The organism is Pseudomonas sp. rhizo25, assembly GCF_031931935.1.
GTDB classification, from domain to species: Bacteria; Pseudomonadota; Gammaproteobacteria; order Pseudomonadales; family Pseudomonadaceae; genus Aquipseudomonas; species Aquipseudomonas synxantha.
This window is the reverse complement of the sequence record NZ_JAUJXA010000011.1, coordinates 18,816-44,908: the sequence shown is the minus strand read 5'-3', so window position 1 is coordinate 44,908 and position 26,093 is coordinate 18,816. Positions and strand designations below refer to the sequence as shown.

Genomic DNA, 26,093 nt, shown 5'->3' with positions numbered 1-26,093 from the left:
GACCAATCGATGAGTGGCCGTTTGCGGTGGCCTATCCTACTGAGGGTAGCTGAACACCACCACTCGGAATGCGTTTTTCGGGAAAATGTTGTGGTTATTACTACATTTTTCCTTGAGTGATGCCTTGAAAAAAGGTATTTGTAGCTTAACTTGATAAAAGAACAAACATCATGCCTTCGATAACCGTAGAACCCTGCACCTTTGCCCTGTTTGGCGCCTTGGGTGATCTGGCGCTGCGCAAGTTATTTCCTGCTCTCTATCAACTCGATGGTGCCGGGTTGCTGCACGACGACACGCGCATCCTGGCCCTGGCCCGTGAAGCCGGTAGCGAGCAGCAACACTTGGCCCATATCGAAACACAATTGCGTAAGTACGTCGGCAAGGAACTCGACGAAGCCGTGACCACGCGCTTCCTCGCGCGCCTGGCCTATGTGCATGTCGACTTCATGAAGGCTGACGACTACGTCGCCCTGGCCGAGAACGTTGGCAGCGAACAACGCCTGATTGCCTATTTCGCTACCCCGGCGGCGGTGTACGGCGCGATCTGCGAGAACCTGGCCAAGGTCGGCCTGGCGGACAACACCCGTGTGGTGCTGGAAAAGCCCATCGGTTCGGACCTGGAGTCCTCGCGCAAGGTCAACGACGCCGTGGCGCAGTTTTTCCCGGAAAACCGCACCTATCGCATCGACCACTACCTGGGCAAAGAGACCGTCCAGAACCTGATCGCCCTGCGTTTCGCCAATAGCCTGTTCGAAACCCAGTGGAACCAGAACTACATCTCCCATGTGGAAATTACCGTGGCCGAGCAGGTCGGCATCGAAGGCCGTTGGGGCTACTTCGACAAGGCTGGCCAGCTGCGGGACATGATCCAGAACCACTTGTTGCAACTGCTTTGCCTGATTGCCATGGACCCGCCGGCCGACCTGTCCGCCGACAGCATCCGTGACGAGAAGGTCAAGGTGCTCAAGGCCCTGGCGCCGATCAGCCCCGAGGGCCTGACCACCCAGGTGGTGCGCGGCCAGTACATCGCCGGCTACAGCGCCGGCAAAGCCGTGCCGGGCTACCTGGAAGAAGACAATTCCAACACCCAGAGCGACACCGAGACTTTCGTCGCCCTGCGTGCCGATATCCGCAACTGGCGTTGGGCCGGGGTGCCGTTCTACCTGCGCACCGGCAAGCGCATGCCGCAAAAGCTGTCGCAGATCGTCATCCATTTCAAGGAACCGTCCCACTACATCTTCGCTCCCGAGCAGCGCCTGCAGATCAGCAACAAGCTGATCATCCGCCTGCAGCCGGACGAAGGTATTTCCTTACGAGTGATGACCAAGGAGCAAGGCCTGGACAAGGGCATGCAACTGCGCAGCGGGCCACTGCAACTGAATTTTTCCGACACCTATCGCAGCGCACGGATCCCCGATGCCTACGAGCGTTTGCTGTTGGAAGTAATGCGCGGCAATCAGAACCTGTTTGTTCGCAAAGATGAAATCGAAGCCGCGTGGAAGTGGTGCGACCAGTTGATCGCCGGCTGGAAGAAGTCCGGCGATGCGCCCAAGCCGTATGCGGCGGGGTCCTGGGGGCCGATGAGCTCGATTGCACTGATCACGCGGGATGGGAGGTCGTGGTATGGCGATATCTGAATTGAAACTGCCTCAGGGCGTGACTGCCCATGAGTATCGTACGCCTGTGCTGCTGGCCGATGGCCTGGCCAATGACGTGGCCGAGCAACTGCGCGCGGCCATCAGTGCCCGTGGCGAGGCGACCTTGGTGGTGTCCGGTGGCCGCAGCCCTGTGGCGTTTTTCCAGAACCTGGCCAAGCAGGGCCTGGACTGGTCCAAGGTCACCGTCACCCTGGCTGATGAACGCTGGGTGCCGGTAGAGCACGCCGACAGCAACGCCGGCCTGTTAAAGCAACACCTGCTGCAAGGCCCGGCGGCCAAGGCCAGGTTCATCAGTCTGTACAGCGCTGCCGCTAATCTTGAAGACGCTGCCGAGCAGGCTGATCGCCTGCTGGCCGAATTGCCAGCTATTGATGTGCTGGTATTGGGCATGGGCGATGACGGCCACACCGCATCGCTGTTCCCCAACAGTCCGAACCTGGGCGAGGCGCTTAAGGCCGACGGAACCCGCCGTTGCTGGCCGATGCTGGCGCCCACCGTGCCACATCAGCGCCTGACCATGAGTCGCGCCTTGCTGGCCACGGCCAACTACACCGTGCTGTCGATTTCCGGCAGTTCGAAATTGACCACCTTGAGCGCCGCCCTGGCCAGTGACGATGTTGCTGCCATGCCGATTCGCGCGTTTTTGCAACCTACTCTAGAGATTTACTGGTGCCCATGAGCCAAGGATCAGCCGCTATGAAAAGCCCTCAACCGACCGTGTCCATGGCGGATAAAGTTGCCTTGATCGACAGCCTCTGCGCCAAGGCGCGGATCCTGCCGGTGATCACTATTGCCCGCGAACAGGACATCCTGCCGCTGGCCGACGCCCTGGCAGCCGGCGGTTTGACCGCATTGGAAGTGACCTTGCGTTCGGAATTTGGCCTCAAGGCCATTCAGGTATTGCGTGAACAGCGTCCTGAGCTGTGCACCGGCGCCGGCACCGTGCTTGACCGCCATATGCTCGAAGCGGCTGAAGTGGCCGGCTCGCAATTTATCGTTACCCCCGGCATCACCCGCGACCTGCTGGAAGCCTCGGTACACAGCCCGATCCCGCTGCTGCCTGGGATCAGCAACGCTTCGGGCATCATGGAAGGCTATGGCCTGGGTTATCGCCGCTTCAAGCTGTTCCCAGCCGAAGTCAGCGGCGGCGTCGCGGCCATCAAGGCCCTTGGCGGCCCGTTTGGCGAAGTGAAGTTCTGCCCGACCGGCGGCGTCGGCCCGGCCAATATCAAGAGCTACATGGCGTTGAAAAACGTGATGTGCGTGGGCGGTAGCTGGATGCTTGACCCTGAGTGGATCAAGAACGGCGACTGGGCGCGCATCCAGGAAGTCACCGCCGAGGCGCTGGCGCTGCTGGATTGAGTTGATTTACCGAATCGTTGTTGCTGTGCTTTAACGGCATTTTTGCGGTGCACTTGGTCGGTGCGCCGCTTTTTTTTGCCCGTAGAAAATCTTCAGGCTCACCGAAAAACTGTGGGAGGGGGCTTGCTCCCGATAGCGGTAGATCAGCCACAGCGTCTGGTAACTGACACACCGCAATCGGGAGCAAGCCCCCTCCCACAGTTTAATCTTTGCTTAGCTCGGTAATGGCGTTGACCAGTACGCCGATATCCACTGCCGACGTCAGCAACCCCGGCGTCACCCGGATACAGGTGCCAAACGCAGCCCCCGTGCGCGTGGTGACAAACAGATCGTGTTCCTTGAGCAACCTGTCCACCATCACCTGCTGATCCCGCCCGATGAACTTGAACGCTGTGATCCCGCAATACAGTCGCGGATCATCCGGCGTCAGCACTTCGATCCCCGGCAATGGCCTTACCTGGCTTACCCACAGATCGCGCAGGTAATTCACCCGTGCGCCCTTGGCGGCAGCGCCGCCCAATTGTCGATGTTCTTCAAACACTAATGGCAAGGTCATCAGCGCGGGAAAATTCGGCGTGCTGTAGGACGTACGCGCGCGCACATCTGTGGCCGGGTAGTGAAACTCGCCCATGTCCGGATCGATATCGGCCAGGCGTTCCGGGGCGATATACATAAAGCCCAGGGTCAGCGGCGCGCCGATCCATTTATGCAGGTTGAAACCGGCGAATTGAATGCCCAGTTCGGCCAGGTTGAACTCGATCTGGCCAAGCGCGTGCGCGCCGTCGAGGATCACATCGATAGCCTGTTCACGTGCAGCCCCGGCAATGGCTGCAACGGGCATTACCAGGCCGGTGCGATGGGTGACATGGGTCAGGGCCATCAGCTTGATGCGCGGGTACTGCAAGAACGCTTCGCGATAAGTCCGTACCAGGCTGTCGAAGCTGGCCGGATGGGTGTGTGATACCTCGATCACCTCCACGCCACGGACGCTTGCAAGCCAGCGCATGGCCCCCTTGACCGTGTCGTACTCCAAATCACTGATCAATACCTGATCGCCTGGTTGCAGGCGGTTGTAGTTGCGGATCAGCGATTGCAAGGCTTCGGTGGCGTTGCGGGTGAAGGCGAGCGCCTGCGGATCGACATCGATCAGTGCGGCCAATTGGCGGCGGATCTGGATATTTTCACCCTGCTCAAAGCGCTGGCGCACATACACCGAGTTGCTGCGGTTGATATAGCTGATGTGTTCAAGGTACTGCGCCTGTACTGCACGGCTCATGCGCCCGAAATAACCATTTTCCAGGTTGATCGGCCCAGGCTCCAGGTCAAAGCGCTCGGCGATGGCGCGCCAGTGGGGTTCGTTATCAGCATTCCTTGGCATGGCGAGTCTCTTAATGACGAGGGGCGGGTTTACCGTGTTTAGCACGCAGCGGTTCGAGCAGTTCAGACAAGCCGTTGTGGTCGATTTCCTGCATCAGGGCCAGCAAGCTGCCCAATTCACCGTGCGGGAAACCTTCGCGGGCGAACCAGTTCAGGTAAGGCCCGGGCAAGTCGGCGATGATCCGGCCCTTGTATTTGCCGAAGGGCATTTCACGGGTGATCAGCAATTCGAGTTTTTCGGGGTTCATAAGCATCATGCAGTTGAGGCGACGTCTTCGAAAATACAGGCATTCTGCATGAAGGCCAAATGACAGATCATGCAAATAACGTCAATACAGATGGTTCAATAAATCGTAACTTATTGAAATTTAACATTATTTTTGTTTTTAAAAACCTGGCACGGGCACTGCAATAACCAAGACAACCTTCTAACCCGTATAAGGAATTGAAAAATGACTGACATCAATAAAGAATCGATCTCCGTACTCAACGACCTGATCGAGACCAGCATCGACGGCCAAAAGGGTTTCAAGGAATGTGCTGAAGATATCAAGCATCCAGAACTCAAGGCCCTGTTCGCCAAGCGCTCCGCTGATTGCGCAACTGCCGCCGCTGAACTGAAAACTGCAGTGCGTGCCCTGGGCGGCGATCCGGAAGATTCCGGCAGCGTGGCCGGTGCTCTGCACCGTGGTTGGGTCGACGTGAAGTCGATGGTTACCGGCAAAGACGAAGAGGCCGTGCTGAACGAAGCTGAACGCGGTGAAGACCACGCACTCAAGGCTTACCGTGAAGCGATCGAGAAGATCAACAAGCACAACCTGCTGGGCATTCGTGACCTGGTAGAGCGTCAGTACCATGGCGTACAGCGCAACCACGACCAAGTGAAAGCCCTGCGTAACCAGGCTCGCGCTCAGTCGTAAGACCTGCACTGTAACGACTGTGGGAGGGGGCTTGCTCCCGATTGCGGTGAGTCAATCACTCAATAGGTGACTGATTTACCGCCATCGGGGGCAAGCCCCCTGCCACATTTTTGCATTGTGCAGATTCTAAAATTGCAGTCAGCCTCAGCCGATGCTGATCGGCGGCAACTCAGTCAGGGTCACAACCTGCTGTTTGCGCGGCGCCAGAATCTCCGCTTCGCCATCCACCACCAGTTCATCACGCTGGTTGAACACCCGAGTGGCAATGCGCACACGAAACTTTGGCAGCTTTTCGAGGATTTCCAGGCGCACGGTCAGGGTGTCGCCGATCTTGACCGGCTTTTGGAAGGTCATCTGCTGGCCGATGTAGATAGTGCCCGGCCCAGGCAGCTCGCAGGCCACGGCTGCACTGATCAACGCGCCGCTGAACATGCCGTGGGCAATACGCTCCTTGAACATGGTCGCCTTGGCGTATTCGGCATCCAGGTGCACGGGGTTGTGGTCGCCGGACATGGCGGCGAACAGCTGGATATCGCGCTCTTCTACCAACTTGCTGTAGCTGGCCGTCTGACCGACTTCGAGGGCTTCATACGGGGTGTTGGTTACCTGGGTCATCTAAAGCTGCATCCTGTGGCTAAGCGGTAATTAATTAACTGATTTTAAACGAAAAATTATTCGCAGCGGGCCGGCCTGCGCAGGGCCAGGGCCTGGTCGAGCCAGGTCAATACATCCGCTGTGACTTCAGCGCGGTTGGTTTCGTTGAACACTTCGTGCCGCGCCTGCGGGTAGAGATTCAACTGCACGTTCTGGCAGCCGGCTTCACGCAGGGCATGGGCCAGATCCTTGAGACGCTTGCCTTCGCTCACCGGATCACATTCGCCGCCTATCACCAGGATCGGCAGGCCCGGGTCGATCTGGGCGAGATTGGACGCTTTACTGATTTGCTGCAAGCCGCCGAGCAGGTCGATCCACAGCTGGTTGGTGCAACGGAAGCCGCACAGTGGGTCGTTGATGTACTTGTCGACTTCATCAGGGTCGCGGCTGAGCCAGTCGAATGCCGTGCGGGTGGGCTTGAACGCTTTGTTGAACGAGCCGAACGACAGGAACTCGATCAGCGCACTGCGGCCGCGCGCACCCTGGCGCAGGCGTTCGATACGAGCGATCAACCGCGCTGCGGTGTACAACGCCACCGGCTGGAAATTCGAACCGCTAAGAATCGCTCCATGCAGGCTGGCACTGTGGTGCAGCAGATAACCCTGGGCGATGTAGCTGCCCATGCTGTGGCCAAGCAAAATAATCGGCAGGCCAGGTTGTTGCTGGCCAATGTGCTGGTTGAGGCTGGCCAGGTCGCCCACCACCTTGTTCCAGCCATCCTTTTCGGCGTAGAGCCCCAAGGTACCCTCGTCAGCAGTACGGCCATGGCCGCGCTGGTCCAGCGCATACACGCCATAGCCTGCGCTGCACAGGGCTTCGGCCAGGCGAGCATAACGACCACTATGCTCGGCCATGCCATGGGCGAGCATCAGCACGGCCTTGGGCAGCCCGTCGGGTATCCATTGATTGACGTACAGGCGGCTGCGGTCGTTCGCGGTCAGCCAGAAGGTGCTGTGGTTCATGGCGACTCCATTTGCTCAGAATCATTGCAGTGTATCGCTCATTGGCAGAGGGACGCAGTATCTGCCTACACGTTAGCCGCAAGATTCATACAATCAATGACACGATTAAGCATATTTGCCTGTTTGGCCATAGCTGCTAACGTCCCCAAGGCTCCGCTTCTTATAAATGGATAGAGCGGCCGGACACATTCAGGTAAGAGGACAAGAATAATGCAACCTGATTTCTGGAATGACAAACGCGCGGCGGGCGTCCCCAATGCCATCGACCTCAGCACCTACAAGTCGGTGATCGAGGTCTTCGAGCGTTCCTGCAAGACTTTTGCCGACCGTCCGGCGTTCAGCAACATGGGCATTACCCTGACCTACGCTGAGCTTGAGCGCCAAAGTGCGGCGTTTGCCGGTTACCTGCAGCAGCACACCGACCTTAAGCCTGGCGAGCGTATCGCGGTGCAGATGCCCAACGTGCTGCATTACCCGGTGGCGGTATTCGGCGCTCTGCGCGCCGGGCTGATCGTGGTCAATACCAACCCGCTGTACACTCCGCGCGAAATGCGTCACCAGTTCAAGGACGCGGGCGTGCGGGCGCTGGTCTACCTCAACCTGTTCGGTTCGCGGGTACAGGAGGTTTGCACCGACACCGAGATCGACTACCTGATCGAAGCCAGGATGGGCGACTTCATGCCCGCCGCCAAGGGTTGGCTGGTCAATACCGTCGTCGACAAGGTGAAGAAGATGGTCCCGGCCTACCACCTGCCACGGGCGGTGTCGTTCAAGCGCGCCTTGCGCATGGGCGCGGGGCTTGGCGTGACGCGGCATCCGGTGAGCCTGGACGATATCGCCGTGCTGCAATACACCGGTGGCACCACTGGCCTTGCCAAGGGCGCGATGCTCACCCACGGCAACCTGGTGGCGAACATGCAGCAAGTGCGCGCATGCATGTCGCAACTGGGCGAGGACGGCCACCCGCTGGTCAAGGAAGGGCAGGAGGTGATGATTGCCCCGCTGCCGCTGTACCACATCTACGCATTCACCGCGAACTGCATGTGCATGATGGTGTCAGGCAACCACAATGTGCTGATTACCAACCCTCGAGACATTGGCGGTTTTATCAAGGAACTCAAGCAGTGGCGATTTTCTTGCCTCTTGGGGCTCAACACCCTGTTTGTGGCGCTGATGGATCACCCTGACTTCAAGAACCTGGATTTCTCCCACCTCAAGATCACCAATTCCGGCGGCACCGCCCTGGTCAAGGCCACGGCTGAACGCTGGAAGGCGTTGACCGGCTGCTCCATTGGTGAAGGCTACGGCCTCACGGAAACCTCACCGGTGGCCAGCACCAACCCCTACGGCGGCCTGGCACGCCTGGGCACCGTGGGCATTCCGGTGCCCGGTACGGCAATAAAAGTCATTGATGATGAGGGGCACGAACTGCCGCTGGGCGAACGCGGCGAGCTGTGCATCCAAGGGCCGCAGGTGATGAAGGGCTATTGGCAGCAACCGGTCGCCACCGCCGAGACCCTGGACGCCGAAGGCTGGCTCAAGACCGGCGACATTGCGGTGATCGATACCGATGGCTACGTCAGTATTGTGGATCGCAAGAAGGATTTGATCATCGTCTCGGGTTTCAACGTGTACCCCAACGAAATCGAAGACGTGGTGATGGCCCACCCGGCCGTAGCCAACTGCGCGGTGATCGGCGTGCCGGATGAGCGTACGGGTGAGGCGGTGAAATTGTTCGTGGTGGCACGGGCCCAGGGGGTGAGCCTTGAGGAGTTGAAGGCGTACTGCAAGACCAACTTCACGGGCTACAAGGTGCCCAAGCATATTGTGCTGAGGGAGTCGTTGCCGATGACGCCGGTGGGCAAGATTCTGCGGCGGGAGCTACGCGACATAGCCTGAATTGAAATAGGGTCAAAATGTGGGAGGGGGCTTGCCCCCGATTGCGCAGTGTCAGTCACCTGGTTAATTGACTGGCCCACCGCTATCGGGAGCTAGCCTCCTCCCACAATTGTTATTTGTCACCCGTGAGGCCCATTCCAGAGCGGATTTCAGCGATATAGAATCTTTGCTCTAAAAATGACCATTAGATGTTCTTGAGTCATGTTTATGACTGTAGGGCCCTCTTTTGGCTCTAGGCGGCCCTTGGCAAAGCTGCTACTCTCGGCGCGCTTTGTGACGTCTCGGCCTGCTTGAAAGCGCCAGATTCACCTTAAAAAGACATACACCAATAATAATCGCATCAAATGCGATGATGAATTCGCGTCGCTGAGGAGTGGGCTTCCATGAATGAAGACTTTTGGAAGGATAAGTACCCCGCCGGGATTGCTGCACAAATCAATCCAGACGAGTATCCGAATATTCAGGCGGTACTGAAGCAGTCCTGCCAGCGCTTCGCCAACAAACCGGCTTTCAGCAACCTGGGCAAGACAATCACCTACGGTGAACTGTACGAATTGTCCGGCGCCTTCGCCGCGTACCTGCAACAGCATACCGACTTGAAGCCCGGCGATCGAATCGCCGTGCAACTGCCCAACGTCCTGCAATACCCGGTCGCCGTGTTTGGTGCCATCCGTGCCGGCCTGATCGTGGTCAACACCAACCCGCTGTACACCGCGCGGGAAATGGAACATCAATTCAATGACTCCGGGGCCAAGGCTCTGGTCTGCCTGGCCAACATGGCGCACCTGGCTGAAAAGGTCGTGCCCAAGACCGCCGTCAAGCATGTAATCGTCACCGAAGTTGCCGACCTGCTGTCGCCGTTCAAGCGTCTGCTGATCAACAGCGTGATCAAGTACGTGAAGAAGATGGTCCCGGCCTATCACTTGCCCCAGGCGATCAAGTTCAACGACGTGCTGGCCAAGGGGCATGGCCAGGCGGTCAACGACGCCAGTCCGGCCAGCAGCGATGTGGCGGTGTTGCAATACACCGGCGGCACCACCGGCGTGGCCAAGGGCGCGATGCTGACCCATCGCAACCTCGTCGCCAACATGCTGCAGTGCAAGGCGCTGATGGGCTCGAACCTCAATGAAGGTTGCGAGATCCTGATCACGCCGCTGCCGCTGTATCACATCTATGCGTTCACCTTTCATTGCATGGCGATGATGCTGATCGGCAACCACAACATCCTGATCAGCAACCCGCGTGACCTGCCGGCGATGGTCAAGGAACTGTCGAAGTGGAAGTTCAGCGGTTTTGTCGGCCTCAACACGCTGTTTGTAGCGCTGTGCAACAACGAAGGCTTCCGCAAGCTGGATTTCTCAGCGCTGAAAGTCACCCTGTCGGGCGGCATGGCGTTGCAACTGGCAGCGGCAGAGCGCTGGAAGGCGGTGACCGGCTGCAGCATCTGCGAAGGCTACGGCATGACCGAAACCAGCCCGGTGGCCACGGTCAACCCGATCCAGAATATCCAGATCGGTACCATCGGCATTCCGGTGCCGTCCACGGTGTGCAAAGTCATCGCCGACGACGGTACCGAGCTGGCGCTGGGCGAAACCGGCGAGCTGTGCGTCAAGGGCCCGCAAGTGATGAAGGGCTACTGGCAGCGCGAAGACGCCACGGCCGAGATGCTCGACAGTGAAGGCTGGTTGAAGACTGGCGACATCGCGATCATCCAGCCCGATGGCTATATGCGCATTGTCGACCGCAAGAAAGACATGATCCTGGTCTCCGGCTTCAACGTCTACCCCAACGAGCTGGAGGACGTGCTGGCCGGTTTGCCGGGGGTACTGCAATGCGCAGCCATCGGCGTACCGGATGAGAAATCCGGGGAGCACATCAAGCTCTTCATCGTGGTCAAGCCAGGGGCCACCCTGACCAAGGACCAAGTCATGGAGCACATGCGCGCCAACGTCACCGGCTACAAGGTGCCCAAGGCCGTGGAGTTCCGCGATGCACTGCCGACCACCAACGTGGGCAAGATCCTGCGTCGCGAACTGCGTGATGAAGAGTTGAAAAAACTGGGCGTTAAAAAATAGCTCAGTCAAGCGTCCTGCCGCACTTGAACAATACCCCTCACTGAGGGGTATTTTTTTGCTTCTCTATAGGCGAAATACCCTGCTTGTTTCTCTGCGGACATCTGTGATATCGAATGGACAAGTGCGGGTTTTTAATACCCGGGTTTGCAAGATGAACCACTGATCGAGGAGTGATGATGGACTTAGGGATTCGAGGCAAATGGGCAGTCGTCTGTGCGGCCAGTAAAGGCTTGGGTTATAGCTGTGCGCAGGCGCTTGCGGACGAAGGTGTAAACATCGTGATCAACGCGCGAGGCGCGGTTGACTTGCAAGCCGCCACGCAACGCTTGAAGCAAAGAAATCCGGAGGTCGAAGTCATCTCGGTTATCGGAGATATTACGGATCCATCGATTCGCCAATCATTGGTCGATGCCGCGCCGCAAGTTGATATTTTGATTAATAATGCCGGGGGGCCCAAGCCGGGAAACTTTCGCGAATGGACAGGTGACGAGTGGCGTTCAGCAATTGACACAAATATGTTGGCGCCTATCGAGCTGATAAAGTTGGTGATCGACGCAATGGCAAGTCGAGGCTTCGGCCGCATCATTAATATAACGTCTGGTGCGGTCAAGTCGCCCCTGGATGCCTTGGGGCTTTCAACATCGGTACGGTGTGGGCTCACAGGCTTCGTTGCCGGCCTGGCACGCCAAAAGGACTTCGCTGCAAAAAACACCACGATCAATAATATTTTACCTGGAGCGTTCAAGACGCAACGCCTGGAGCACACGCTTCAAGCGACAGCAGAGCGTTCAGGAAAAACCTTCGACGCGGTGGCTGGAAGTCGTCTAGCGAGCATTCCCATGGGGCGCTTTGGTGACCCCGCTGAGTTCGCTGCATTGTGCGCATTTTTATGCAGTCATCAGGCTGCCTATATGACGGGGCAGAACCTCCTTATTGATGGTGGAGCATACCCTGGTATCTTCTAATGAACAGCAATATGTGTCGTTGTGCCATCTGCCTTATTCAAGATTTCCAATTTTAAACCGCCTGCAATGGCGGTTTTTTTATGAGTTTTGTCTTTTTTTTGTGGTTCGTAATGCCCTGAAAATAAAGAATAAAATAAAACACGTCATAGATTGGATCCAATCTTATTCCTTTTTGTTATTTGAAACGTTCCAATCCCTAGGTTAGGTTTTTAAGCGGTTGTAACAAGATGTTTCAGCCTAGCCGGTGAGTGTTATGCCCACTCGCCGATCACGTTGGATCTACTGTCTTAGGGAGCAACGCATGTCGACCCAAAAACGCTTGAAAGTCTTTCCTACTGCATCGATCGGCAACATCGCTACCATCCCCTCCTCAAAACCTGAAACGCAGCGGGCAATTATTGCCGCGAGCTTGGCATCAGGAACTTCCTATATTTACAACGACCTTCGTTGTCTCGAAACCGAAACAATGAAAAAGGCCTGTCGTAGTATCGGCGCAGTGATTGAAGAGCAACCAGGGCGGTTAGTGGTGACGGGCACCGGCGGCTTGATCAAGCCCGAAAAGAAAGTGATCGACGCGCTGGGTTCCGGGTTGGTATTTCGAGTGTTTGCCGCGCTGACCTGCTTTACAACGACCCCGGCCGTTATTACCGGGGATGATGTACTGCGCGGACGTGTCATGGAGCCCTTGTTTGTAGCGCTGGAAGGGCTGGGCGCACACATTTCATGCATCAACCACAGTGGCAAGGCGCCTATCGTCAATTGGGGTGGCTATCAGGGTGGGGAATGCACGATTGAGGGCAACATCAGTTCGCAATTCATCACCGCTATTCTTTTCTGCGCGCCTCTGGCCAAACAACCTACGGTGGTCAATATCCGTGGTGAAATTCTGTCGCTGTCGTATATCAAGCAAACCCTGGAAACACTCGGTACAGCGGGGATTGCCTTTGAGGTGAACGCGGACTATTCGCGGATCAAGGTATACCCAGGTCAGTACCAGAGTGCAAACTACACGATAGTCGGTGATTACACTTCCTCGTCCTACTTGATTGCGGCTGGAATAATATTCCCCGGTACGTTGACCCTGAAAAACATGAACAGCAAGAGTTTGCAGGGGGAGCGTGCAATTCTTAAGGTGGCCGAGGCGCTGGGGGTAAAGGTCGAATTTAATGACGCTACCAATGAAGTGCGCATTATTAATAACTTGGCCGAATTGAAAGGCGAATATCATTTTGATGCGAGTGATTATCCTAATATTGTGCCAACGCTGGCGGCGATAGGTGCTTATGTGCAAGGCGAGTTCAAGGTCACTGGCGGCTCCATTACCCGCTTGCACAAGTCGCCACGCATCGAAGCGATGGTGACTGAGCTGGTAAAAATGGGCGTGGCCATAGAGCCGTTATTTAAAAACGGCGTTTACGACGGCTTCGTTATTCGTGGAGAACCGAGTTACGCCGGTGACGCAGTGTTGTCGGCCTGGGGTGACCATCGAATCTTCATGTCGCTGTTTGTCGCCTCCCTGCGGTGCCAACAGATCAACGAGTTGGATGGCTATCAGGATGTTCACTGTTCCTTTCCGGACTTCTTCCAGGAGTTTGAACGCCTGGGCGTGTCATTTGAAGAGTCTTCGACAGCAGCCAAACATGTTGAGGTCTGATTGATCATCCATGAAATAAAGTGAGGGTGACCGGGTTACCCTCTTTATAACGGACTATAAAACATGAATTATCGAGAAAAGCTTCAACAAGAAGGGTATGTCGTTATTCCGAAAGTTCTTTCCAGCGATCAAGTGGCCACATTGCGTGAGACTTATACTCGCAGTTTGGCGCAGACTCAGCAAAGCACGCTGCTGCCAACGGCCTTTCTACAATTCAGTGACATGATCAACGCGCTGTTCGAGCCCCGAGCCGTCGACGCTATCAAGGAGATATTCCAGTCGGATTTCTCTTTGTTGCCCAATTTTACGGTGCGTGAAAGTGTTTATATACCTTGGCATAACGATGCTTATTTTCTGCCTGAAGAAGTAATTGAGCCCAGTGCATCTCCTGAGTTTTTGCAGTGTGCCTATTATCTTCAAGATAATGACTCAGTCGCGGGCGGCGGTATTACGTTATTACCCGGTTCGCATAAACTCAGCAAGGATGAAGTCAAACTCAGGCTTGCCGACCCTGCGACCTTTGAGCGCACCGTCATGAGTAAGGCTGGCGACTTGGTCATTTGGGATAATCGAGTTACTCACCGCAGCAGCGCACCCGATGAAACACCCGTGGCGACGAAGTTGGCCATTCAATGGACTGTCTCCGCGTCGACCAAGCATAACGCTTCCTATATTACCTACTTGCGCGCACGGGCAGAACGCAGTCTGCATGTGTCCGACTATTTGCCGAATAGCCCTAAGCCGTATTTTGCCGATATGCCCAATGTGCGATACCCATCCTCTTTTTCTCAGGATGCCGTATTGAAGATGAAGCGCGAAAGCATCGCTTTTATTGAAATCTGAACAGGGGATTGCAATGGACTTGCAAAGTACTGGCGAAACCGGTGCACATTACATTCTTCGCCAACTTCAGTCTTTTGGCGTCACGCACTTCTTCATGGTGCCCGGCAAACTGATCAATGCTTTTATGCGTTGTTATCCCAATGATGGTTCCGGAACGCTGGAGATTGAGCCGGTCGTCACTGCCTGCGAAACAGGTGCGTCTTATATGGCGGAAGGTTATGCCCGGGCCAGTGAAAAAATCGGGGTGTGCCTGGTCATCGGCGGCCCGGGAGTCACCAATGCGTTAACTGGGATAGTGTCTGCCTATACCGATCACCAACCGGTCTTGCTGCTGTCAGGCCAGATTGCTTCCTCCCTGGAAATGCAGAACGTGCTCCAGGACGGCAGCCAAACGGGCGTCAATCTGTGCGATGTGTTCAAACCCATCACCCGCAGTGCCCTTGAAGTCAAGGCCGGGCAACCCTTGCCGGCCTTTCTGCGCGAATCGGTCCGGCTATTGAGGGGCGTGGAAAAAGGCCCGACTTACCTGGCTGTCAGCAAAGAAGCGCTGTATGAAAAGTCCATGACTCGCGTTGATATCGCTCCAAGCGTACTGGAGTCGTGGAGCAATCAAGCGCTTGCCGTCGAAAAGATCAAAAGTGCTGCGATCAAGGCAGTCTTCAAGCGCTCGACCAATCTCGTCATTCTCGCGGGGCTGCGTTGCAAGAACGCCAAGGTGGCAGCCGCGCTCGTGGCGTTTTCCGATCGTTTTTCGATCCCGGTCGCCACCACCTTGAGCGCCAAAGGCCTGTTTCCGGAAGACCACCCCAATGCACTCGGGGTTTACGGTTATTCAGGAAATAAACGCGCCATTGAAGCCTTCAAGAACGGTGTGGATGGCGTAATTTTACTGGGGCTCGACACCACTCAATGGAGCACCATGCTGTGGTCCCATGAGTTAAGGCCGGCATGTGGTGCTATCCAGGTGGACGAGAGCCCGGATTACCTGGGGCGTTTTCTCGATATCGATCACGGCGTGGTGGCGACGGGGGATGGGTTCTTGCGCCTGGTTTGCGAGGTTCATGCAGAGGAGCTGGCCGCCACACAGGAAAGTCGTTCCAAGTGGTCGAATGATCTTCAGCGGGTGCCTTTGCATTATCCGGTCGATGCCAAGGCCACAGGCAATATCGCAGACCATCCCGCGGCCTATATCCCCGTGCTGCAGTCGTATTTCCCCAGTGATGGCGTGGTGTGTGTCGACTCGGGATCGCATCGCTCGTTCTTCGGTCACTATTGGACCGCCCGCGGCCCCAGCGCTTATTTATCGGCAACCACCCTGGGCCCGATGGGCTGGAGTATCCCTGCGGGCATAGGTGCAAGTTTCGCCCGTGCCCATGGCAAGACCATGGTGGTTACCGGTGACGGCTGCATGTTGATGCAAGGGCTTGAGCTGTCCACCGCCGCCAAACATGGGTTGAATATCGTCTTTGTCGTGTTCAACAACAGGTCGTATTCGGCAAGTTACTTCAATAACAAAGATAACTTGCCTGCGCTGACGCAAATCCCTGACTACAACTGGTGCCTGTTTGCCGAGAGCCTGGGCGTGAGCGCGACATGCGTCAGTACCCCAGAGGCATTGCACGATTGTATTGAAAGCATCATGAGCGCGGCTCGGCCTCATCTCATTGAAATCAAGTGCGACGGGCGACATGCCACGCCCAACAGCGAATACAGCTCACGCCTGAAAGATCACCCCTTACTGTGAGGAGCCTGTTGTGAATTCAAAAATGGTCATCACCAACTCCTGCCTGATCCTGGTATTGGGATTGTTTTCAATCGACCTGTACAACCCGGCCTTGCCCGAAATCGCACGGGTATTTTCGGTGACGGACGCACAGTCCCAAAGCCTGGTGGTTTTCTATCTTGCGGGCTTTGCACTGTCGCAACTGGTGTATGGGCCGATCTCCGATAGAAAAGGGCGGGTGCCGGTGATTATGGTGTCCCTGGCCCTTGGCGCCTTGGGCAATTACTTGACGTCGACGGCAGACAGTATCCAGGCGCTCTATCTATTTCGTTTGTTGACCGGCATCGGTGCTGGCGGTTGCCCCGTAATAAGCCGGGCAATCTTGAGCGATACGTTCAAGGATAAAACCGAACTGTCCAAGTCACTGACGGTTTTTTCCATGGCGTCCCAGGTTTCGCCAGCGATTGCGCCCGTGCTGGGTGGCTTTATTACTGCAGCGCTACCCTGGCAATACAACTTCTACGCCCTCACCTTGATCACGCTGCTTGGCGCGGTATTTATCAAAGCTACATTGGTTGAAACGGCTCCACTCCACGGTGTGCCTGCCAAGCGGCTCGAGGGCTTCAAGGTGCTGCTACGGGACTTCAACTTCATGGTCTACAGCCTGGTTTCCGCGGTGCTGTTTGCGATCACCATCGGCTATTTCACCGCGAGTCCGTTTATTTATCAGCTGCAGTTCCATCTGGAGAGCCAGGAGAACGGCCTGCTATTCGTTGGCTACTCTGCGGGTATTGTCCTGGGGTCTTACCTGACCAAGCGTTTCTTGAATCGCTACTCGCCTGAGCGGATCCTGATGGCGTCCCTGGTTGCGCTGACGGGGTTGGCAGCGCTTGCGCCGCTGGTGCTCCAGGCATTCAACCTGGTCACGGCGCCGGCGATAGTGGTGTACGGCTTTTTGGTCGCCCTTGGCTGTGGGTTGTCCTCACCGCTGCTGTTGGGGATCAGTTTGCATGGCCAGGCCAAACACGCCGGCACCGGGAGTGCACTGCAGGGGGCTATCAAGATGGCCGGTGCTGCATTGGCGCTGTACTTTTTCTCTGAGGGGCACACCAGCACGGCGATGGGACTGATGCTGGGAATTTTGGTCATGGCGTTGTTTTGCCTGTTCGCCATCGCCCTGGCCCAGCGTATTGCCAGCCGGTCCGTGGCAACCGCCTGAAAAGGAGCGAAGGTGCGAGGGCGTAACGCTCTCGCCCACGGCCCTTTACCTGCCAGGTTACAGCGCGAACTGCGCGAAGTTCACGCCCGCACCCGCCGGGCGCACATCCTTGAGGAACGAATCTTTGTCGGCGCTCAGCTCCAGGGTAATCTCCGGCTTGCGCTTGCCGGCATTACGTACCACCAGGCCTTCGAGTTTTTCGCGCAGGAACACGGTCGGCACCTTGAGGTGCAGCAACTGGTCGGTCTCGGCGTTGTGCATCAACAGGTGGATCCACTCGTACTGGCCCACGGCAATCCGCGCCACTGGCAGGTCGAACCACCAGATGTTGCGTTTGCGGTCCAGGTCGGTGAAGTGGCAGTTGTTGACGCCGAGTACGGCACCGCCCAGTTCCTGGTTTCTACGTGCAATGGCCTGCGCTTTATTGAGTTTCATAACCTTCCTACGGGATCTGTTATTCAGCCGTGTAGCCTGAATGTGCCGGGCATTCTCGTGGGTTGGGGGCAAAACATAAAGCCAAACCTGCGGCCTGCGATGAAATGCCTGCCGAAAATAATTGAAACTCTGCCACATGGCCCCGGGTCAACCTCTACGTAATGACCGAAACCCTCGATTGTTCCAGGAGAAATACCATGAGCAGTGCATCGGATAAGGCAAAAGGTTTGGCTAACGAAGCAGTCGGCAACGTCAAGCAAGGTGTCGGCAAAGTCACCGGCAACGACAAGTTGCGCGCTGAAGGCGTGGTTCAAGAGAAGAAAGGCGAAGTGCAGAAAGCGGTCGGCGATACCAAGGACGCGGTAAAGAAAGCCACCAAATAATCCTGTTTCGCCGGCTGGTTTCTCGCAGCCCTGCGGCCATCCACGGATGGCCGTTTTTATGTGAGCGGTTGCAACTAAACTTTGGAAATTGTTTCAAAGTCGCCAAATGGGCTACTTTGATGTAGAAAACGGCCCTTGAGTCGCCCACGAACTCAACCTCTTTGCGGCGAAAGGAGACGCTATGATTTTTCCGGTACTCGAAGGTCTCAAGCTGCACAAGGTGCTGGTACGCACCGTCAAGGAATTCGTCGATGACGAGATGCCTACCTACGCCTCGGCACTGGCTTACCAGATGCTGTTCTCACTGTTTCCCTTCCTGCTGTTCCTCATTGCCCTGATCGGTTTCCTGCACCTGCCGGACTTCTTTACCTGGCTGCGACTGCAATCGGAACTGGTGTTGCCTCCCCAGGCGCTGGAGCAGGTCAACCCGGTGATCGACCAGTTGCAGCAGTCCAAGGGCGGCCTGCTCTCGGTGGGTATTGTCATCGCGCTGTGGACCGCCTCTGCGGGCGTACGCCTGATGATGAGTGCGATGAACGCGGCCTACGACGTGGTCGAGGGGCGGCCGATCTGGAAGCGCTTCCCCCTGTCGATTTTCTACACCGTGGGTATCGCCGGCATGTTGCTGGCCGCCGCGGCGTTGATGGTGCTTGGCCCGCAGGTCATGGAATGGCTCGCCGGGCAGATCGGCATGCAGGAATTCGTGGTCACCTTGTGGACTATTCTGCGCTGGCCGTTGATCGTGATCCTGCTGATGTTCGCCGTGGCGCTTATGTACTACGTGATGCCTGACGTGGAGCAGAAGTTTCGCTTTATCACTCCAGGCTCGGTATTGGCCGTGGTGGTGTGGATCGTGGCTTCCCTTGGCTTTGGCTATTACGTCAAGACATTCGCCGACTACAACGCCATGTATGGCAGTATCGGCGCGATTATCGTCCTGCTCCTGTACTTCTATATTTCCGCCGCCGTGTTGCTGCTGGGCGCGGAGATGAATGCCGTGATCGAACACATGTCCGCCGAAGGCAAGGAGCCCGGTGAAAAGGAATTCGACGAACCCAGTGACACCAGTGAAAAACAGCACGTCTCGGGCCTAGGCCGGGACCACTCCAAGCCCACCCCTGATGAAGTGCCAGAGCGATGATCCGTGAAATCCTGAAAATGGGCGACGAGCGCCTGCTGCGTATCGCCTCGCCGGTGCCGCCGGAAATGTTCGACAGCCCGGAGCTGTGGCAACTGATCGACGACATGTTCCAGACCATGGAACATGTAGGTGGAGTTGGCCTGGCCGCGCCGCAGATTGGCGTTGACCTGCAGCTGGTGATCTTTGGTTTCGAAGCCAGCGAGCGCTACCCGGACGCGCCGCCGGTGGCGCAGACCATCCTGATCAACCCGCTGATTACCCCGTTGAGCCCGGTGCTGGAAGAGGGCTACGAAGGTTGCCTGTCTGTGCCGGGTTTACGTGGAGCGGTGGACCGTTACCAGCAAATTCGCTACGAAGGTTTCGATCCCAAAGGCGAACCGATTGTACGATTTGCCGATGGCTTCCACGCGCGAGTGGTACAGCATGAGTGCGATCATTTGATTGGCCGGTTATACCCATCGCGGATCACCGATTTCAGCAAATTCGGGTTTATCGAAGTCATGTTCCCGGAAATGGCCCCAACAGCTGACGAATAAACACCAGGCTACCTGAGATCCCAATGTGGGAGGGGGCTTGCTCCCGATAGCGGTGGACCGGTCGATATTTCAGCGACGGACACTCCGCCATCGGGAGCAAGCCCCCTCCCACATTTTTGTCCTGCATCATTCAGGTGATTGAGAACCCCATCGCAATCATCGGCTTGTTGCGTTTGTAGCGCACCAGGCGCTCACTGAGAGACTGTGGCAGGACGGTGTCCTGTGAAAAACCCATACGCTGATACAGCCCCTCCAGATCCGGATGGCACAGCAGCCACACCGTACCCTCCACTCCGGCTACCGCCTGCTCAATCAAGCGTGCCGCCAACCCCTGGCCGCGATAGGCCGGATCGACAAACACCCCCGTCAGCCACTGCCCACCCACCACCGGGCTCAAGCACAAACCGGCCACGATCTCGCCGTCGCGAGCTACCCACAAGCGTCCACCCTTGAGGGCCTTCATCGAGGAATTGTGGCTGCGGTAAAACTTGTTCAACAGTGGCCACAGGGGCTCTGCCAGCGGTTCGATGTGCAATTCGGGCATGGTCTTCTGGCCAGCATTATCAAGGGCCGGGGATTATAAGCGCCTTCTGCCGGGCAATAGGTGGTATACCCAGTGCTACATCCCCTTTCAGTTGAGCATGCATCATGGCCAAAGGTATGGATTCAAAGAAAGCCGCGAAGAAAAAACCGGCAAAGACCGCCGATGAAAAACGCGCGGACAAGAAAGCCAAGAAGTCCGAGACCGGCCTGTTCGGTCACTGAGTTACAAGCTTAGTACCAAAGGATCTGCAAGATTTGCGCGCTTCGCGGCACAGAGTGGGAAACACCTGCTCTGAGCTGCCGATGGCCAACTACCTTGACCTGACCCACCGCCGGGAAATCCAGGCCCTGGCTGCAAGTTTTACCGCGAAGACCGAATGGCCCACCTGGCTGTTGGTGCTCGGCGTGTATATCGGCTGGTTCGGTGTGTTGCTTGCCAGCCACTGGCTGGGCCTATGGTGCAGCACTCTGTTGCTGATCCCGTTGGTGACCCTTTGGCTGTCGCTGCAACACGAGTTGCTGCACGGCCATCCCACCCGTTTCCCGTTGGTGAACAAACTGCTCGGCTACGCGCCGTTTGCCGTGTGGTACCCCTACACCCTGTACCGCGACAGCCACCTGTTGCATCACCACGACGAAGACCTGACCCTGCCCGGCATCGACCCCGAAAGCCGCTACCTTAACCAACAGCAGTGGGACGCCAGCTCGCGCTTGCAACGCAGCGTGCATTGGTTGACCAAGACGGTAGTCGGTCGCTTGCTGCTGGCGGCACCCTTGGCCATCAGCCGGTTGGTGCACGATCAATGGCAACGCCTGCCAGAGGTTTGGCCGATGTGGTTGGCCCACGGCGTCGTGACCCTGTTGATGCTGGGGTTTATCACCCATTACAGCGTTCTGCCGGTGTGGCATTACCTGCTGCTGGTCAGCGTACCGGCCATGTCCTTGGCGTCGATCCGTTCCTACTATGAACACCGCCCGCATCCCCGGCCGGAACAACGCACGGTGCTCAACGAAGCGTCCTGGCCCTGGCGTTGGTTGTTCCTCAACAACAATCTGCACCTGGTGCACCACGACCTGCCCAAACTTCCCTGGTACCTGCTACCCACGGTATATCGCGCCCGTCGCGAGCAATGGCTGGCGCGTAGCGGTGGGTTCCTGGTGCAAGGCTACGGCCAGTTGATCAGTCGCCACGGCCTCAAGGCCATCGACAGCCCTCGGCACCCCTTTGCCTGAGATATGCCCATGAGTAAGCACTACGCCGAGTTGCGCATGTATGTCGCGCCGGAGCCCATCGAGCGGGCCAATCAACAGTGGCTTGCGCGCATCCTTGAACGCCTGGGCCTGCGTCGTCTCAACGCCGACCACCTCGACTTGCCAAGCCTGTGGCTGGCGCCTGAATTGCTGGTCGCCCAAACCTGCGGCTACCCGCTGATGACCCAACTGCGCGGCCAGGTACGCGTTATCGGTCGCCCCCGCTACGAGCTACCCCATAGCAGCAATGGCGAACACTGCAGCCTGTTGCTGAGCCGCGCTGACAACCCACGTACTATGCTGGCGCAGTTTTACAACAGCCGCGGGGTGATCAACGGCCACGACTCCAACAGTGGCATGAACCTACTGCGCCACTGCCTGGCACCGTTGCAGCGCGATGGGCGTTTCTTCGCCAGCATCGCCATCAGCGGCGCCCACCGTGAGAGCCTGCGCTGGCTGCGCGAAGACCGCGCTGACCTCGCCGCCATCGACAGCATTACCTATGACTACCTGGCGCGTTTCGCGCCCGAAGAGGTCGCGGGTTTGCGCATCGTTACCCGCAGCGCGTCGAGCCCGACCTTGCCCTATATCGGCCCGCTGGGCTTGAGCGATGCGCAGCAGGAGCAGGTTCGCGAAGCCATGAACCTGGCGTTGCAAGACCTGCCGCAGGTGGTGCAAACCCTCGGTGTGCAAGCCGTGCTCCCCGCCAGCGAGGACGACTATCAGGTGTTGTTGGATTACCAACGGCAAGCCGCAAGCCTTGGTTACACGAATATTCAATAAAGCTATATTAAAATGCATTTTTAATATTATTAAAGAATAAGCGGCTTTGCTAGGATTGCTCCACCGGAACACCGGACATAACGCGCAACCTACTCGACAGGAGCCACTATGTCCGGCGCCGACACCTCTCACCGCGACTACGTGGGCGCACTGTTCCGCAGCCATTACGCCTGGCTGTGCAGCCGCCTGTATCGTCAACTCGATTCCCGTGCACACGCCGAAGACATCGCCGCCGACACCTTTGTCCAGCTCCTGAGCGCACTCGACGTCGCCCCGATCCGCCAGCCTCGCGCCTTGCTCACTACCATTGCCCAGCGCCTGATGTATCAGCTATGGCGGCGACGTGACCTGGAGCGCGCCTATCTCGATGTCCTGGATAACGATGAAGCCTTCAGCGTTCCGTCCCCCGAAAACCTGGCCCAGACGTGCGAGGCGCTGAAAGTCGTCGACCAGTGGCTCGACGGCCTGCCGGCCAAGGTCAGGGCGACGTTCCTGTTGTCCCGACTCAATGGCCTGACGTATCCCGCGATCGCCGCCGAATTGGGAATTTCCCCGCGCTCGGTCAGTGATTACATGGCCCGCGCGCTTAACGGTCGCCTGCGGTTGCGCCTGGAATGAACACCACGCCTGACTCACTGCACACGGCTAACTCGCCCACGATCACGACCATGAGGCAACCATGAAAAAACTGAAAAACCTGCTAGGTGGTTCACTGCTGGCGCTCACCGTCCTGGCCCAGCCTGCGCTCGCCGCCGAACCTCCCACCCTGCGAATCGGCTACCAGAAAAGTTCGGTAAGCATGGTGCTCGCCCGCGAGCACAAGCTCTTCGAAGCCGCGCTGCCCGGCACCCAGGTGCAATGGACCGAATTCCTCGGTGGCCCGCCGTTGATCGAGGCGCTCAATGCGGGCAGCCTGGATATCGGCAATATCGGCGACATCCCGCCGATCTTTGCCCAGGCGGCTGGCATCGACTTGCAGTACTTTGCCGTCGAGCCCAACGACGGCAAGACCGAAGCCGTGCTGGTCCCCAAGGCCAGCACGGTGCAGAACGTCGCCGAGCTCAAGGGCAAGCGCGTGGCGTTGCTCAAGGGGTCCAGCGCACACAACCTGTTCCTCAAGAGCCTGCTGCGCGCCGGCTTGCAATGGAAGGACGTTAACGTGGTGTACCTGTCACCTTCCGACGGCCGTGCCGCCTTCGAACAAGGCAAGGTCGATGCCTGGGTGGTTTGGGACCCGTACTACTCGGCCGCGGTGGTCGACGGCTCCGCTCGCGTGCTGGGTGATGGTCAGGGTCTTAACCCGGCTGGGAGTTTCTTTGTGGTCAACGGTCCGTTCGCCCAGCAACATCCCCAAGCCATTGCCACCATTATCCAGACCCTCGGCAAGGCGCAGCGACTATCACTCGACCAACCCGATGAAAGCATTGCATTGATGGCCGGCACCCTTGGCCTGCCACCGGCGGTGGTCAAAAGCTACTTCGAGCATCGCTCGCCCGCGCCGATCCGTCCTTTGCAGGCGATCGACGTCGCCAATCAGCAGCGCACGGCGGACCTGTTTTTTGCCAACGGCCTGATCCCGAAAAAGGTCGATGTGCAGCAAGTCGTCTTAAAGCCCCAATAGCGCCTACAGGTCGGCATCAGGTCATGGATCCCCTGGGCGACTAGATCGCAGCCAGGGTCTCTTTCACGGTCTGCGCCTGTGGGTCAGCCGTCTTTGCTGCAACCTGCTGCTGTTGCTGTTGCTGGAGCCGCTCGGACACTGCCTTGGCAAAGGCATTTTGCTCTTCCACCGGCAGGGTGTTCAGTTGCTCCAGTGTCAGGCCGCGTTCTTTGAGCAACTGATCGCGAATGCGCTCGGCCGGGGTCTTGGTCATGTAATCGGTGAACTCACTGCGTGCTGAACCGGCGACACTGGTGGCCGGCACATCGCTGTTCGGCGCAGTGGCTTGCAGCTGCACACGGGTCTTGGCAAACGCTTCGTCAATGCGATCGCTGGCCTTGTCCAGTTCCTTCTGCGCAACTGGCACTGTGATGTTCTGCTGCGCAGTCTGAAGGGCACCACTGTACAACGCGCTGGCGGCGGCGTTGGCGGGGTCCATGTCGGGTCGCTTGATCTGTTGGACGGTCGACATGGCTTGGGTGTTGTTGTTAACCAGCATGATCGGTCACCTGTGCAAATGGTCGGTGCCACAGCTGGAGCAAATAGCGTGCCGTGTGTGCAAATCCCAATGTTTACTGAGAATGGCTTGGCTGCCGCGGCAAGCATGCTGCCGCTGGCGGCCAAGCATTGCCGTCAGTGGGCGATATTTTCCAGCGCCAGGTTACGCGTACGCGGCCCGAACCAGCTGATGGTGATCATCACGATCAGCATGCTGCTGGCGATAAACGCCAACACCCCTGGCGTGCCCAGGTGTTCGAGAATAAAGCCGATCAACAGGCTGCTGAACACCGTAGATAGGCGGCTGAACGAATAGCAGAACCCCACGGCCCGTGCGCGGATATTGGTGGGGAACAATTCGCTCTGGTACGAGTGATAACTGAAGCTCAGCCAGGCATTGCAGAAGGTGATCATCACCCCGCAGGACACCAGCCCCAATGCGCTGGTTTGCAGGGCGAACAGGCTGCCGAAGATCATCGCGCCCATGGCGGAACCGACGATCTGCCATTTGTTTTCAAAGCGGTTGGCCACCTTCACAAACAGCAACGGCCCCAGCGGGTAGGCGAGGGTGATGATAAAGGCGTACATCAAGCTGTGGGTCACGCTGACACCCTGGCCCGACAGCAGCGCCGGCAACCAATTGCCGAAGCCGAAAAAACCGATGGCCTGGAACACATGGAACACGATGAGCATCAAGGCGCGGCGCCGGTACGGTGGTTGCCAGATATCGGCAAAACGCCCGCGGCCTTGAACGCTGACGGCTTCGGGCTCCGGCTCATCCAAGGGCTTGCCGTGATCTTTCAGGCAGCGTGTTTCCAGGTTGTCCATGATCGCACCGGCTTCTTCGAAACGGCCCTTCTGTGCCAGCCAACGCGGCGATTCCGGCAAGCGCTTGCGCAATTGCCAGATAAACAGCGCAAATACCGCACTGCTCAGCACCACCCAGCGCCAGCCGGAGACGCCGAATGGCGCCTGGGGCACCAGCCACCACGACATCAAGGCCACGGCGGGCACCGACAGAAACTGAATGAAAAACGCAAAGGCAAACGCCGAACTGCGCATGCGCTTGGGCACCAGTTCCGAGAGGTAGGCATCAATAGTCACCAGTTCGATGCCCAGGCCGATGCCCACCAGAAAGCGCATGCAGATGATGCCCAGGGCGGAGGTTTGAATACCCATCAGCACCGTGGCGACGGTGTACCAGATCAATGCAAAGGTGAAGATCGCCCGGCGCCCGAAGCGGTCGGCGATGGGGCTGAGCAGGCTGGCACCGAGGAACAGGCCGAGGAAGGTCGCCGAGGCGAACGCGGCCTGGTCCGAGAAGCCAAACACGCCCTGGCTGCCGGTATGGAAAATGCCGTCGCTGATCAGGCCGGGGCTGATATAGGCGGTCTGGAACAGGTCATACAGCTCGAAAAAACCCCCGATAGACAGCAGCGCCACCAGGCGCCAGATGGTGGCCACGGCGGGCAGGCGGTCGATGCGTGCGCTGATATGGGCGGCGCGGAGCGGGTCGAGGCCGTCTTTGGTGGCGTGTGCAGGCATGGTGAAA

The 26,093-nt window shown here is 57.6% G+C and carries 26 protein-coding genes; 18 read left to right on the top strand and 8 right to left on the bottom strand.

The features are described 5' to 3' along the window. The first annotated feature begins 170 nt into the window (after positions 1–170). From zwf to QZR30_RS21220, 3 genes are read left to right on the top strand one after another with little or no spacing between them, the layout of a single operon-like run. A complete protein-coding gene (gene zwf / locus QZR30_RS21230) occupies positions 171–1,637 on the top strand; it encodes a glucose-6-phosphate dehydrogenase (protein ID WP_046069259.1) in 1,467 nt (488 codons plus the stop codon). Then, a complete protein-coding gene (pgl, locus tag QZR30_RS21225; RefSeq protein WP_046069258.1) occupies positions 1,624–2,337 on the top strand; it encodes a 6-phosphogluconolactonase in 714 nt (237 codons plus the stop codon). Before zwf ends, pgl begins: the two co-directional genes overlap by 14 nt. A gap of 17 nt (positions 2,338–2,354) precedes the next feature. Beyond that, a complete protein-coding gene (locus tag QZR30_RS21220; RefSeq protein WP_017735662.1) occupies positions 2,355–3,020 on the top strand; it encodes a bifunctional 4-hydroxy-2-oxoglutarate aldolase/2-dehydro-3-deoxy-phosphogluconate aldolase in 666 nt (221 codons plus the stop codon). A gap of 202 nt (positions 3,021–3,222) precedes the next feature. Here QZR30_RS21220 and QZR30_RS21215 read toward each other — a convergent pair whose 3' ends face one another. Both QZR30_RS21215 and QZR30_RS21210 read right to left on the bottom strand, forming a co-directional pair. Further along, positions 3,223–4,398: an aminotransferase class V-fold PLP-dependent enzyme gene (locus QZR30_RS21215; protein WP_046069256.1), complete on the bottom strand. Its 1,176-nt coding sequence runs from the start codon at positions 4,396–4,398 to the stop codon at positions 3,223–3,225. A 10-nt stretch (positions 4,399–4,408) separates the two neighbouring features. Continuing rightward, the gene (locus QZR30_RS21210; protein WP_311904092.1) at positions 4,409–4,645 is read right to left on the bottom strand and encodes a DUF3820 family protein; all 237 of its coding nucleotides are present in this window, start codon (positions 4,643–4,645) and stop codon (positions 4,409–4,411) included. A gap of 204 nt (positions 4,646–4,849) precedes the next feature. Between QZR30_RS21210 and QZR30_RS21205 the strand changes: the two genes are divergently transcribed. After that, the gene (locus QZR30_RS21205; protein ID WP_003175720.1) at positions 4,850–5,317 is read left to right on the top strand and encodes a ferritin-like domain-containing protein; all 468 of its coding nucleotides are present in this window, start codon (positions 4,850–4,852) and stop codon (positions 5,315–5,317) included. Between the two features lie 144 nt (positions 5,318–5,461). On the opposite strand, the gene QZR30_RS21200 is transcribed toward QZR30_RS21205, so the two are convergent. Together QZR30_RS21200 and QZR30_RS21195 are read right to left on the bottom strand one after the other, a co-directional pair. Further along, a complete protein-coding gene (locus QZR30_RS21200; RefSeq protein ID WP_015885544.1) occupies positions 5,462–5,932 on the bottom strand; it encodes a MaoC family dehydratase in 471 nt (156 codons plus the stop codon). Between the two features lie 56 nt (positions 5,933–5,988). After that, positions 5,989–6,933, bottom strand: coding sequence for an alpha/beta hydrolase (locus tag QZR30_RS21195; protein WP_046069255.1), 945 nt, complete (start codon positions 6,931–6,933; stop codon positions 5,989–5,991). A gap of 210 nt (positions 6,934–7,143) precedes the next feature. On the opposite strand from QZR30_RS21195, the gene fadD2 reads away from it, so the two are divergent. The 7 genes from fadD2 (at position 7,144) to QZR30_RS21160 (ending at position 17,311) form a co-directional block, all read left to right on the top strand. Then, complete coding sequence (gene fadD2 / locus QZR30_RS21190) at positions 7,144–8,832, top strand: long-chain-fatty-acid--CoA ligase FadD2 (protein ID WP_311904091.1); 1,689 nt, start codon at positions 7,144–7,146, stop codon at positions 8,830–8,832. A gap of 383 nt (positions 8,833–9,215) precedes the next feature. Continuing rightward, positions 9,216–10,907 (top strand): long-chain-fatty-acid--CoA ligase FadD1, encoded by a 1,692-nt coding sequence (gene fadD1, locus QZR30_RS21185; protein WP_046069253.1) that lies wholly within the window; start codon positions 9,216–9,218, stop codon positions 10,905–10,907. Between the two features lie 176 nt (positions 10,908–11,083). Beyond that, on the top strand, positions 11,084–11,872 hold the full coding sequence (locus QZR30_RS21180) for an SDR family oxidoreductase (RefSeq protein WP_046069252.1): 789 nt from the start codon (positions 11,084–11,086) through the stop codon (positions 11,870–11,872). Between the two features lie 301 nt (positions 11,873–12,173). Then, positions 12,174–13,526 (top strand): 3-phosphoshikimate 1-carboxyvinyltransferase, encoded by a 1,353-nt coding sequence (gene aroA / locus QZR30_RS21175; RefSeq protein WP_046069251.1) that lies wholly within the window; start codon positions 12,174–12,176, stop codon positions 13,524–13,526. Positions 13,527–13,589: 63 nt separating this feature from the next. Beyond that, positions 13,590–14,369, top strand: coding sequence for a phytanoyl-CoA dioxygenase family protein (locus QZR30_RS21170; RefSeq protein WP_059397456.1), 780 nt, complete (start codon positions 13,590–13,592; stop codon positions 14,367–14,369). Positions 14,370–14,382: 13 nt separating this feature from the next. Further along, positions 14,383–16,113, top strand: coding sequence for a thiamine pyrophosphate-binding protein (locus QZR30_RS21165; RefSeq protein ID WP_311904089.1), 1,731 nt, complete (start codon positions 14,383–14,385; stop codon positions 16,111–16,113). Between the two features lie 10 nt (positions 16,114–16,123). Next, positions 16,124–17,311 carry a multidrug effflux MFS transporter gene (locus tag QZR30_RS21160; protein WP_057023847.1) on the top strand — a complete coding sequence of 396 codons (1,188 nt, stop codon included), beginning with the start codon at positions 16,124–16,126 and terminating at the stop codon, positions 17,309–17,311. 57 nt (positions 17,312–17,368) lie between these two features. On the opposite strand, the gene QZR30_RS21155 is transcribed toward QZR30_RS21160, so the two are convergent. Continuing rightward, a complete protein-coding gene (locus tag QZR30_RS21155; protein WP_024077075.1) occupies positions 17,369–17,746 on the bottom strand; it encodes a hypothetical protein in 378 nt (125 codons plus the stop codon). Positions 17,747–17,943: 197 nt separating this feature from the next. Between QZR30_RS21155 and QZR30_RS21150 the strand changes: the two genes are divergently transcribed. The 3 genes from QZR30_RS21150 (at position 17,944) to def (ending at position 19,806) form a co-directional block, all read left to right on the top strand. Next, complete coding sequence (locus QZR30_RS21150; RefSeq protein ID WP_046069246.1) at positions 17,944–18,129, top strand: CsbD family protein; 186 nt, start codon at positions 17,944–17,946, stop codon at positions 18,127–18,129. A 181-nt stretch (positions 18,130–18,310) separates the two neighbouring features. Then, complete coding sequence (locus QZR30_RS21145; RefSeq protein WP_046069245.1) at positions 18,311–19,270, top strand: YihY/virulence factor BrkB family protein; 960 nt, start codon at positions 18,311–18,313, stop codon at positions 19,268–19,270. Further along, positions 19,267–19,806, top strand: coding sequence for a peptide deformylase (gene def, locus QZR30_RS21140; protein WP_046069244.1), 540 nt, complete (start codon positions 19,267–19,269; stop codon positions 19,804–19,806). Before QZR30_RS21145 ends, def begins: the two co-directional genes overlap by 4 nt. 130 nt (positions 19,807–19,936) lie before the next feature. On the opposite strand, the gene QZR30_RS21135 is transcribed toward def, so the two are convergent. Next, entirely contained in the window at positions 19,937–20,350 is a 414-nt protein-coding gene (locus QZR30_RS21135; protein ID WP_311904087.1) for a GNAT family N-acetyltransferase, read from the bottom strand. A gap of 302 nt (positions 20,351–20,652) precedes the next feature. Here QZR30_RS21135 and QZR30_RS21130 point away from each other — a divergent pair, with 302 nt between their 5' ends. The 4 genes from QZR30_RS21130 to QZR30_RS21115 all read left to right on the top strand — a co-directional run bounded on the left by QZR30_RS21130 (position 20,653) and on the right by QZR30_RS21115 (position 24,004). Next, complete coding sequence (locus tag QZR30_RS21130; RefSeq protein WP_311904086.1) at positions 20,653–21,582, top strand: fatty acid desaturase; 930 nt, start codon at positions 20,653–20,655, stop codon at positions 21,580–21,582. Positions 21,583–21,591: 9 nt separating this feature from the next. Continuing rightward, positions 21,592–22,383, top strand: a complete 792-nt coding sequence (locus QZR30_RS21125) for a phosphate/phosphite/phosphonate ABC transporter substrate-binding protein (RefSeq protein ID WP_311904085.1) — start codon at positions 21,592–21,594, stop codon at positions 22,381–22,383. A 108-nt stretch (positions 22,384–22,491) separates the two neighbouring features. Beyond that, the gene (locus QZR30_RS21120; protein ID WP_046069240.1) at positions 22,492–23,001 is read left to right on the top strand and encodes a sigma-70 family RNA polymerase sigma factor; all 510 of its coding nucleotides are present in this window, start codon (positions 22,492–22,494) and stop codon (positions 22,999–23,001) included. Positions 23,002–23,062: 61 nt separating this feature from the next. Continuing rightward, a complete protein-coding gene (locus QZR30_RS21115) occupies positions 23,063–24,004 on the top strand; it encodes an aliphatic sulfonate ABC transporter substrate-binding protein (protein WP_311904084.1) in 942 nt (313 codons plus the stop codon). A gap of 40 nt (positions 24,005–24,044) precedes the next feature. Here QZR30_RS21115 and QZR30_RS21110 read toward each other — a convergent pair whose 3' ends face one another. Together QZR30_RS21110 and QZR30_RS21105 are read right to left on the bottom strand one after the other, a co-directional pair. Then, positions 24,045–24,542: a hypothetical protein gene (locus QZR30_RS21110; RefSeq protein WP_311904082.1), complete on the bottom strand. Its 498-nt coding sequence runs from the start codon at positions 24,540–24,542 to the stop codon at positions 24,045–24,047. A 134-nt stretch (positions 24,543–24,676) separates the two neighbouring features. Next, positions 24,677–26,086 (bottom strand): MFS transporter, encoded by a 1,410-nt coding sequence (locus QZR30_RS21105; RefSeq protein WP_046069237.1) that lies wholly within the window; start codon positions 26,084–26,086, stop codon positions 24,677–24,679. Positions 26,087–26,093: the final 7 nt, after the last annotated feature.

What these genes read in the sequence shown, in the direction of transcription:
- QZR30_RS21155 (WP_024077075.1), bottom strand. Translation starts at nt 17,746, where the DNA reads ATGAAACTCAATAAAGCGCAGGCCATTGCACGTAGAAACCAGGAACTG.
- QZR30_RS21115 (WP_311904084.1), top strand. Translation starts at nt 23,063, where the DNA reads ATGAAAAAACTGAAAAACCTGCTAGGTGGTTCACTGCTGGCGCTCACC.
- zwf (WP_046069259.1), top strand. Translation starts at nt 171, where the DNA reads ATGCCTTCGATAACCGTAGAACCCTGCACCTTTGCCCTGTTTGGCGCC.
- QZR30_RS21220 (WP_017735662.1), top strand. Translation starts at nt 2,355, where the DNA reads ATGAAAAGCCCTCAACCGACCGTGTCCATGGCGGATAAAGTTGCCTTG.
- QZR30_RS21145 (WP_046069245.1), top strand. Translation starts at nt 18,311, where the DNA reads ATGATTTTTCCGGTACTCGAAGGTCTCAAGCTGCACAAGGTGCTGGTA.
- QZR30_RS21120 (WP_046069240.1), top strand. Translation starts at nt 22,492, where the DNA reads ATGTCCGGCGCCGACACCTCTCACCGCGACTACGTGGGCGCACTGTTC.
- fadD1 (WP_046069253.1), top strand. Translation starts at nt 9,216, where the DNA reads ATGAATGAAGACTTTTGGAAGGATAAGTACCCCGCCGGGATTGCTGCA.
- QZR30_RS21180 (WP_046069252.1), top strand. Translation starts at nt 11,084, where the DNA reads ATGGACTTAGGGATTCGAGGCAAATGGGCAGTCGTCTGTGCGGCCAGT.
- QZR30_RS21110 (WP_311904082.1), bottom strand. Translation starts at nt 24,542, where the DNA reads ATGCTGGTTAACAACAACACCCAAGCCATGTCGACCGTCCAACAGATC.
- QZR30_RS21170 (WP_059397456.1), top strand. Translation starts at nt 13,590, where the DNA reads ATGAATTATCGAGAAAAGCTTCAACAAGAAGGGTATGTCGTTATTCCG.
- QZR30_RS21195 (WP_046069255.1), bottom strand. Translation starts at nt 6,933, where the DNA reads ATGAACCACAGCACCTTCTGGCTGACCGCGAACGACCGCAGCCGCCTG.
- QZR30_RS21135 (WP_311904087.1), bottom strand. Translation starts at nt 20,350, where the DNA reads ATGCCCGAATTGCACATCGAACCGCTGGCAGAGCCCCTGTGGCCACTG.
- QZR30_RS21130 (WP_311904086.1), top strand. Translation starts at nt 20,653, where the DNA reads ATGGCCAACTACCTTGACCTGACCCACCGCCGGGAAATCCAGGCCCTG.
- QZR30_RS21210 (WP_311904092.1), bottom strand. Translation starts at nt 4,645, where the DNA reads ATGAACCCCGAAAAACTCGAATTGCTGATCACCCGTGAAATGCCCTTC.
- pgl (WP_046069258.1), top strand. Translation starts at nt 1,624, where the DNA reads ATGGCGATATCTGAATTGAAACTGCCTCAGGGCGTGACTGCCCATGAG.
- QZR30_RS21165 (WP_311904089.1), top strand. Translation starts at nt 14,383, where the DNA reads ATGGACTTGCAAAGTACTGGCGAAACCGGTGCACATTACATTCTTCGC.
- QZR30_RS21150 (WP_046069246.1), top strand. Translation starts at nt 17,944, where the DNA reads ATGAGCAGTGCATCGGATAAGGCAAAAGGTTTGGCTAACGAAGCAGTC.
- fadD2 (WP_311904091.1), top strand. Translation starts at nt 7,144, where the DNA reads ATGCAACCTGATTTCTGGAATGACAAACGCGCGGCGGGCGTCCCCAAT.
- def (WP_046069244.1), top strand. Translation starts at nt 19,267, where the DNA reads ATGATCCGTGAAATCCTGAAAATGGGCGACGAGCGCCTGCTGCGTATC.
- aroA (WP_046069251.1), top strand. Translation starts at nt 12,174, where the DNA reads ATGTCGACCCAAAAACGCTTGAAAGTCTTTCCTACTGCATCGATCGGC.
- QZR30_RS21125 (WP_311904085.1), top strand. Translation starts at nt 21,592, where the DNA reads ATGAGTAAGCACTACGCCGAGTTGCGCATGTATGTCGCGCCGGAGCCC.
- QZR30_RS21200 (WP_015885544.1), bottom strand. Translation starts at nt 5,932, where the DNA reads ATGACCCAGGTAACCAACACCCCGTATGAAGCCCTCGAAGTCGGTCAG.
- QZR30_RS21205 (WP_003175720.1), top strand. Translation starts at nt 4,850, where the DNA reads ATGACTGACATCAATAAAGAATCGATCTCCGTACTCAACGACCTGATC.
- QZR30_RS21215 (WP_046069256.1), bottom strand. Translation starts at nt 4,398, where the DNA reads ATGCCAAGGAATGCTGATAACGAACCCCACTGGCGCGCCATCGCCGAG.
- QZR30_RS21105 (WP_046069237.1), bottom strand. Translation starts at nt 26,086, where the DNA reads ATGCCTGCACACGCCACCAAAGACGGCCTCGACCCGCTCCGCGCCGCC.